This is a genomic window from Streptomyces sp. NPDC035033 (genome assembly GCF_040636735.1).
Lineage (GTDB): Bacteria > Actinomycetota > Actinomycetes > Streptomycetales > Streptomycetaceae > Streptomyces.
This window is the reverse complement of the sequence record NZ_JBEZUZ010000078.1, coordinates 1-6,980: the sequence shown is the minus strand read 5'-3', so window position 1 is coordinate 6,980 and position 6,980 is coordinate 1. Positions and strand designations below refer to the sequence as shown.

4 protein-coding genes and 1 pseudogene are annotated in these 6,980 nt (G+C 74.1%); all 5 read left to right on the top strand.

The genetic code is table 11. The annotated features are described in order from the left end of the window. Positions 1–315: 315 nt before the first annotated feature. A complete protein-coding gene (gene leuS / locus AB0E83_RS26610; protein WP_362116888.1) occupies positions 316–3,183 on the top strand; it encodes a leucine--tRNA ligase in 2,868 nt (955 codons plus the stop codon). A gap of 134 nt (positions 3,184–3,317) precedes the next feature. Beyond that, the gene (locus AB0E83_RS26605; protein WP_362116886.1) at positions 3,318–4,031 is read left to right on the top strand and encodes a hypothetical protein; all 714 of its coding nucleotides are present in this window, start codon (positions 3,318–3,320) and stop codon (positions 4,029–4,031) included. A 168-nt stretch (positions 4,032–4,199) separates the two neighbouring features. Next, the gene (locus tag AB0E83_RS26600; protein WP_362116883.1) at positions 4,200–5,045 is read left to right on the top strand and encodes a DegV family protein; all 846 of its coding nucleotides are present in this window, start codon (positions 4,200–4,202) and stop codon (positions 5,043–5,045) included. Positions 5,046–5,363: 318 nt separating this feature from the next. Next, the gene (locus AB0E83_RS26595; RefSeq protein ID WP_362116951.1) at positions 5,364–6,188 is read left to right on the top strand and encodes a ComEA family DNA-binding protein; all 825 of its coding nucleotides are present in this window, start codon (positions 5,364–5,366) and stop codon (positions 6,186–6,188) included. Then, positions 6,185–6,980 (top strand): annotated as a pseudogene (locus AB0E83_RS26590) (MBL fold metallo-hydrolase); the annotation flags it as partial. The gene AB0E83_RS26595 and the pseudogene AB0E83_RS26590, both read left to right, overlap by 4 nt.

The window sequence follows — 6,980 nt, the reverse complement described above, 5'->3', positions numbered from 1 at the left end:
TGTACTAAAAAAAACATTCCCACAACACACCCGACGGGGCACCCCCCCCCCCCACCCCCCGCTTCTTCGTGTCCGGGGACGCGCCGGAAGGGCCGCGCCGCCCTGTGGACATCGATGCGGCCCGTGTGGGCCCTGCGGTACCCTGGCGCCATGCGTGCCGTACGCCTCCTGCTTATCGAGCCGCGCTGATCAGTCCCGACGGGCGGAAGACATCCCGTCGGAGTCGGCGCGGCGTCCCCTCCTGTGCGAGGGGATTTTTCATTTCGTGGCAGTTCGTGGCAGTGGGCAGAGACGATCGATGGAGCTTCTAGGACCATGACCGAGATCAACACGGCCGCCGAGACGGCGGCCCCGCATCGCTACACGGCGGCCATGGCCGCCGACATCGAGGCACGCTGGCAGGACGCCTGGGACGCCGAGGGCACCTACGAGGCGCCGAACCCCTCCGGCGACCTGGCGGGCGACCCCGAGGTCGCCGCCCGTCCCAAGAAGTTCATCATGGACATGTTCCCGTACCCCTCCGGTGCGGGCCTCCACGTCGGCCACCCGCTCGGCTACATCGCGACGGACGTCTTCGCCCGCCACGCGCGCATGTCCGGGTACAACGTGCTGCACACCCTCGGCTTCGACGCCTTCGGCCTGCCCGCCGAGCAGTACGCGGTGCAGACCGGCACGCACCCGCGCGTGTCCACCGAGGCCAACATGGAGAACATGAAGGTCCAGCTGCGCCGGCTGGGCCTGGGCCACGACAAGCGCCGGTCCTTCGCCACGATCGACCCGGACTACTACAAGTGGACCCAGTGGATCTTCCTGCAGATCTACAACTCCTGGTACGACACCGAGGCCGCGAAGGCCCGCCCGATCGCCGAGCTGATCGAGCAGTTCGAGAACGGCACCCGCGAGATCCCCGGCACCACGCGCGCGTGGTCCGAGCTGTCCGCCGCCGAGCGCGACGGCGTCCTGGGCGAGTACCGCCTGGCGTACGCCTCCGACGCGCCGGTCAACTGGTGTCCCGGCCTGGGCACCGTCCTCGCCAACGAGGAGGTCACCGCCGACGGCCGTTCCGAGCGCGGCAACTTCCCCGTCTTCAAGGCCAAGCTGCGCCAGTGGAACATGCGCATCACCGCCTACGCGGACCGCCTGCTGGACGACCTGGACGGCCTGGACTGGCCCGAGGCCATCAAGCTGCAGCAGCGCAACTGGATCGGCCGCTCCGAGGGCGCCCGCGTCGACTTCCAGGTCGGCGACACCGGCGCCATCACCGTCTTCACCACCCGCCAGGACACCCTGTTCGGCGCCACCTACATGGTCCTGGCGCCCGAGCACGACCTGGTCGAGAAGATCGTCCCGGCCGAGTGGCCCGAGGGCACCCACGCCGTGTGGACCGGCGGGCACGCCACCCCCCGCGAGGCCGTCGACGCCTACCGCAAGCAGGCCGCCTCCAAGTCCGACGTCGAGCGGCAGGCCGACGCCAAGGAGAAGACCGGCGTCTTCACCGGCGCCTACGCGACCAACCCGGTCAGCGGCGAGCAGGTCCCCGTCTTCATCGCCGACTACGTCCTCATGGGCTACGGCACCGGCGCCATCATGGCCGTCCCCGCCCACGACTCCCGCGACTTCGCCTTCTCCCGCGCCTTCGAGCTGCCGATGCGCTGCGTCGTCGAGCCGAGCGACGACCGCGGCACCGACCCGTCGACCTGGGACGACGCCTTCGGCTCGTACGAGGCGAAGCTGATCAACTCCGCCAACGACGAGATCTCCCTGGACGGCCTCGGGGTCGTCGACGCCAAGGCGAGGATCACCGCCTGGCTGGCCGACCGCGGCATCGGCGAGGGCACCGTCAACTTCCGCCTGCGCGACTGGCTGTTCAGCCGCCAGCGGTACTGGGGCGAGCCCTTCCCGATCGTCTACGACGAGGACGGCGTCGCCCACGCGCTGCCCGAGTCGATGCTCCCGCTGGAGCTGCCCGAGGTCGAGGACTACTCGCCGCGGACCTTCGACCCGGACGACGCCGACACCCAGCCCGAGACCCCGCTCTCCCGCAACGAGGAGTGGGTCAACGTCACCCTCGACCTGGGCGACGGGCCGAAGAAGTACCGCCGCGAGACCAACACCATGCCCAACTGGGCCGGTTCCTGCTGGTACGAGCTGCGCTACCTGGACCCGCACAACGACGAGAAGCTCGTCGACCCGGCCATCGAGCAGTACTGGATGGGCCCGCGCGAGGGCATGCCCACCGGCGGTGTCGACCTGTACGTCGGCGGCGCCGAGCACGCCGTGCTCCACCTGCTGTACGCCCGCTTCTGGTCCAAGATCCTCTTCGACCTGGGCCACGTCTCCTCGGCCGAGCCCTTCCACAAGCTCTACAACCAGGGCATGATCCAGGCCTTCGTCTACCGCGACGCCCGCGGCATCGCGGTGCCGGCCGCCGAGGTCGAGGAGCGCGACGGCGCCTACTGGTACCAGGGCGAGAAGGTCAGCCGCGTCCTCGGCAAGATGGGCAAGTCCCTGAAGAACGCCGTCACGCCGGACGAGATCTGCTCCGAGTACGGCGCCGACACCCTGCGCCTGTACGAGATGGCGATGGGCCCGCTGGACGTCTCCCGCCCGTGGGACACCCGTGCCGTCGTCGGCCAGTACCGGCTGCTCCAGCGCCTGTGGCGCAACATCGTCGACGAGACGACCGGCGAGGTCACCGTCGTCGACGCCGCGCCCGACGAGGACACGCTGCGCGCCCTGCACAAGGCGATCGACGGCGTCGCCCAGGACATGGCCGGGATGCGCTTCAACACGGCGATCGCCAAGATCACCGAGCTGAACAACCACCTGACCAAGGCCGGCGGCGCGGTCTCCCGCCAGGTCGCCGAGCAGCTGGTGCTGCTGGTCGCCCCGCTCGCCCCGCACATCGCGGAGGAGCTGTGGCGCCGCCTGGGCCACACCGACTCGGTCGTCCACCAGGACTTCCCGGTCGCCGACCCGGCGTACGTGGTCGACGAGACCGTGACCTGCGTCGTGCAGATCAAGGGCAAGGTCAAGGCCCGCCTGGAGGTCTCCCCGTCGATCACCGACGCCGACCTGGAGGCGCTGGCCCTGGCCGACCCGCACGTCGTCGCGGCCCTCGGCGGCGCCGAGATCCGCAAGGTGATCGTGCGCGCGCCGAAGCTGGTGAACATCGTGGCCTGAGTGCCGTGACGGACCCAGGGGTTTTCCCCTACGGGCAGGTTGGGGGTTCCGATGGAACCCTCGGCCTGCCCGTTCCGTTTACCGTGGAAGAACCACAGCCGTGGGACGCCGACGGAGCCTGAGGAGCGACGCATATGGAAGCCGCGATTGTCACGATCCTGGCGCTGCTCTTCCTCTCGTTCGTGGCGCTCGGCGTCTACGCCACGGTGAAGGTCGCCAAGGCCGCCAAGCGCGGCGTCGACCGCACCCTCGACCAGGCCCGCCGCACCGTCGAGGACACCACGCTGCGGGCCAAGAGCCTCGGGCAGGTGGGGGTCGCCGCCGAGCTGGCCAGGCTGCGGCTCTCGCTGCGCAACTCGATGCGCGCCACGCAGGACGCGCTCCAGGCGGGGGCCGTGGAGGACGCCTCGCTGCGGGAGTCGCTCGACCTCTTCGGCCGCCTCAGCGCGCACGGCCGCGAACTGGACGAGGACCTCAAGCGCCTGGAGCGGGAGCCCGACAAGGCGTACGTGGCCGGGCAGCTGCCCGCGCTCGCCGAGCGGACCGAGCGGATCACCGGCTCGGCCGACGCGTTGCGGCAGGCCGCCCGCGACCGGGCCCAGCGGTTCGCCGAGGACGACCTGGAGACGCTGAGCGCCCAGATCGACGTCGAGACGGGCGCGCTGCGCCACTGGACCGCCTCCGACCGGGACACGGCCGCGGCCGGACCGGCGCAGCCCGCCTGGTACGAGTCGGCCGCCGCTCCTGAGCCCCGGTCCGGCGAGGGACCGCAGGCGATCACCGCGCCGGACCCCCGGACCACCGCCTACCCCTGGGAGAAGAAGGCCCGCCCGGAATCCGCCGGCTGACCGCCTGCCCGCCGGCTGACTGTTGCCCGTTGCCCGTTGCCCGTTGCCCGTTGCCCGTTGCCCGTTCGCCGGTTCCGGCGCCGTACGGGCGGCCCGTGACGGGGCCGGGCGGGGGTGCGACCGGGGCCGGGCTGCCGAGCGGCGGTCGCGGCGGGTAACCTCCCGCTCATGTCCCGGCATGTCGCGATCGTCACTGATTCAACGGCCTACCTGCCGCCCCGGACGATGGAGCGGCACGCCATCACCGCGGTCCCGCTGACCGTCGTCATCGGCGACCGCGCCTTCCTGGAGGGCACGGAGATCTCGGCCAGAGCGCTCGCCGAGGCCCTGCAGAAGCGGCGGTCCGTCACCACCTCCCGGCCCAGCCCCGAGGTCTTCGCCGCCGCCTACCGCGAGGCCGCCGAGGCGGGCGCGCGCGGGATCGTCTCCCTCCACCTCTCCGCCGAGGTCTCCGGCACCTATGACGCCGCCGTGCTCGCGGCGAAGGACGCCCCCGTCCCCGTGCGGGTCGTGGACACCCGCATGATCGGCATGGCCCTCGGCTTCTGCGCCCTCGCGGCGGCGGAGACCGCGGAGGCCGGCGGCTCGCTGGAGGAAGCGGTCACGGCGGCGGAGAAGCGGGCCGGGGACACCTCCGCCTACTTCTACGTCGACACCCTGGAGCACCTGCGCCGGGGCGGGCGGATCGGGACCGCGCAGGCGCTGCTCGGCTCCGCGCTCGCGGTGAAGCCGCTGCTCGAACTCGACGGTGGCCGCATCGAGCTGCGCGAGAAGGTGCGGACCGCGTCGAAGGCGATCGCGCGGCTGGAGGAGCTCGCCGCCGAGCAGGCCGGGTCCGGCCCCGTCGACATCGCCGTCCACCACCTCTCCGCGCCGGAACGGGCCGAGGCGCTGGCCGAGCGCCTGCGGGAGCGGGTGCCCGGCCTCGCGGAGCTGCACGTCAGCGAGGTCGGCGCGGTCATCGGCGCGCACACCGGGCCGGGGCTGCTCGCGGTGGTCGTCTCTCCGCGCTGAGACGGGGTCTCTCACCCTTCTGGGTGAGGGAGTTGTCCACAGGCGCGTCGTTCTCCACGGAAGTCGGAGGGGGACGGCACGGGCCTGCCGCGGACCCTACCGTCGCAGGCATGGATCTTCGTACGACTGCTTCTCCCGTTTCCGTCTCCTCTCCCGTTTCCCCTCCTGCCTCCCCTCCGTCGGGGCCCGGCGCCACGGGGCCCCGACGGGGTGCGCCGCCGGGGGCGGGCCCGGCGGCGCACCCGGGTGAGGCGTGTTCTCGCGCCGCCGGGTGCGGCCGGGGGCGGGACGGGGGCGGCACGGGAGCGGGGGGACGCCCTGTTTCCGCCGCCGGTTCAGCCGGTTCATCCGGTCCCGTCGGTTCAGCCGGTCTCGTCGGCCCCGTCGGCCCCGTCGGCCCCGTCGGCCCCGGAGTCGAGGGCGGGCGAGGCGTCGGTCGACGGGCCGGTGGCCGTCGTCGCGGGGGAGCGGCGGTGGCGGGCGGCGGTGCGGGAGCGGCTGCCGTTGTGGGTGCAGACGCGGTGCGGGCTGGAGCCGAGGTCGCTGGCGGCGCTCGCCGTGGTCCTGGTGGTGGCGGCCTGTGCGGCCGGCGGCTTCTTCTGGGCGGGCCGGCCGGAGCCGGTGCGTGCGCCGGAGCTCGTCCGGGCCGTGCCGGTGGCGGCCTCGCCTCCGGCGGCGCGGCCGGGCGGTGGTCCGGAGGGCGGTGCCGCGCCGGCGAAGGTGGTCGTGGACGTGGGAGGGAAGGTCCGCAGGCCGGGGGTGCTGACCCTGCCGGCCGGGTCGCGGGTCGCGGACGCGCTGCGGGCCGCCGGGGGCGCGCGGCCCGGGGCGGATCTGACGGGGATCAATCGCGCCCGGGTCCTCTTCGACGGTGAACAGGTGCTCGTCGGGGTGCCGGGGGCGCCCTCCGGTGGAGGGCCGGGGGCCGCCGCCGGGCCGGGCGGGGGCGGGGCGCCGCTGAGCCTCAACACGGCGACGGCCGAGCAGTTCGACGGGCTGCCGGGGGTGGGGCCGGTGCTCGCCCGGCGGATCGTCGACCACCGCACGGAGCACGGCGGGTTCCGCGCGGTCGAGGAGCTGCGCGAGGTCGACGGGATCGGTGAGCGACGCTTCGCCGACCTCCAGCCGCTGGTGCGGCCGTGAGCCGGGTCGAGCCGATGGCGCCCGCGCCCGAGGGGGAGGCGGAGCGGCGGGAGGGGCCGGCCGATCTGCGGCTCGTGCCGCCCGCCCTGGCCGCCTGGGCGGCGGCCGCCGTGGCGCTGGGCGTCGCCGGGTGGTGGACGGTCGCCGGCGTGGGCCTCTGTCTGGCCGGGGCGGCGGTGTCGCTGACACCGGCGGTGGCGCGGCGGCTCACCGGGGGACGGGATCCGGCGGTGGAGGGTGCCGCGGGCGGGCCCGGCCCGGCCGGGGGCGGCGCGAAGGTGCCGGGGTGGCGGCTGCGGGCCACCGTCTGGGCCGGGGTGCTGCTGTGCGCCGCGGCGGGAGCCGCCTCGGCGGGGCTGCACGCGGCGGACCTGCGGCGGGGTCCTGTGCCCGTCCTGGCCCAGGAGTACGGCAGGGCCCGGGCGGAGGTGACCGTGACCGCGGACCCCCGGCTCACCCGGCCGCGGGTGGACGGGCGGTCGATGGTGCCGGTCTCGGTGGTCGTGGAAGCCGAGGTGACGCTGGTGGAGCGGGCGGACGGCACGGCCCACCGGACCCGCGCCCCGGTGCTGCTGATCGTGCCGCCGGGGGAGGGGCGGGACGCGTGGCTGCGGTTGCTGCCGTCCACGCGGCTGCGGGTCTCCGCCCGCTTCGCCCCGCCCATGGCGCCCGGCGATCCGTTCGCGGCCGTGCTGAGGGCCGGGGCGGGGCCGCCGCGGATCGTGGGGCCGCCGAGCGCGCTCCAGCGGACCGCCGGCGAGCTGCGGGCGGGGCTGCGGGAGGCGACGGACG

Excerpts from the sequence above, each read along its gene's own strand:
- leuS (WP_362116888.1), top strand. The coding sequence starts at position 316 with ATGACCGAGATCAACACGGCCGCCGAGACGGCGGCCCCGCATCGCTAC.
- AB0E83_RS26605 (WP_362116886.1), top strand. The coding sequence starts at position 3,318 with ATGGAAGCCGCGATTGTCACGATCCTGGCGCTGCTCTTCCTCTCGTTC.
- AB0E83_RS26600 (WP_362116883.1), top strand. The coding sequence starts at position 4,200 with ATGTCCCGGCATGTCGCGATCGTCACTGATTCAACGGCCTACCTGCCG.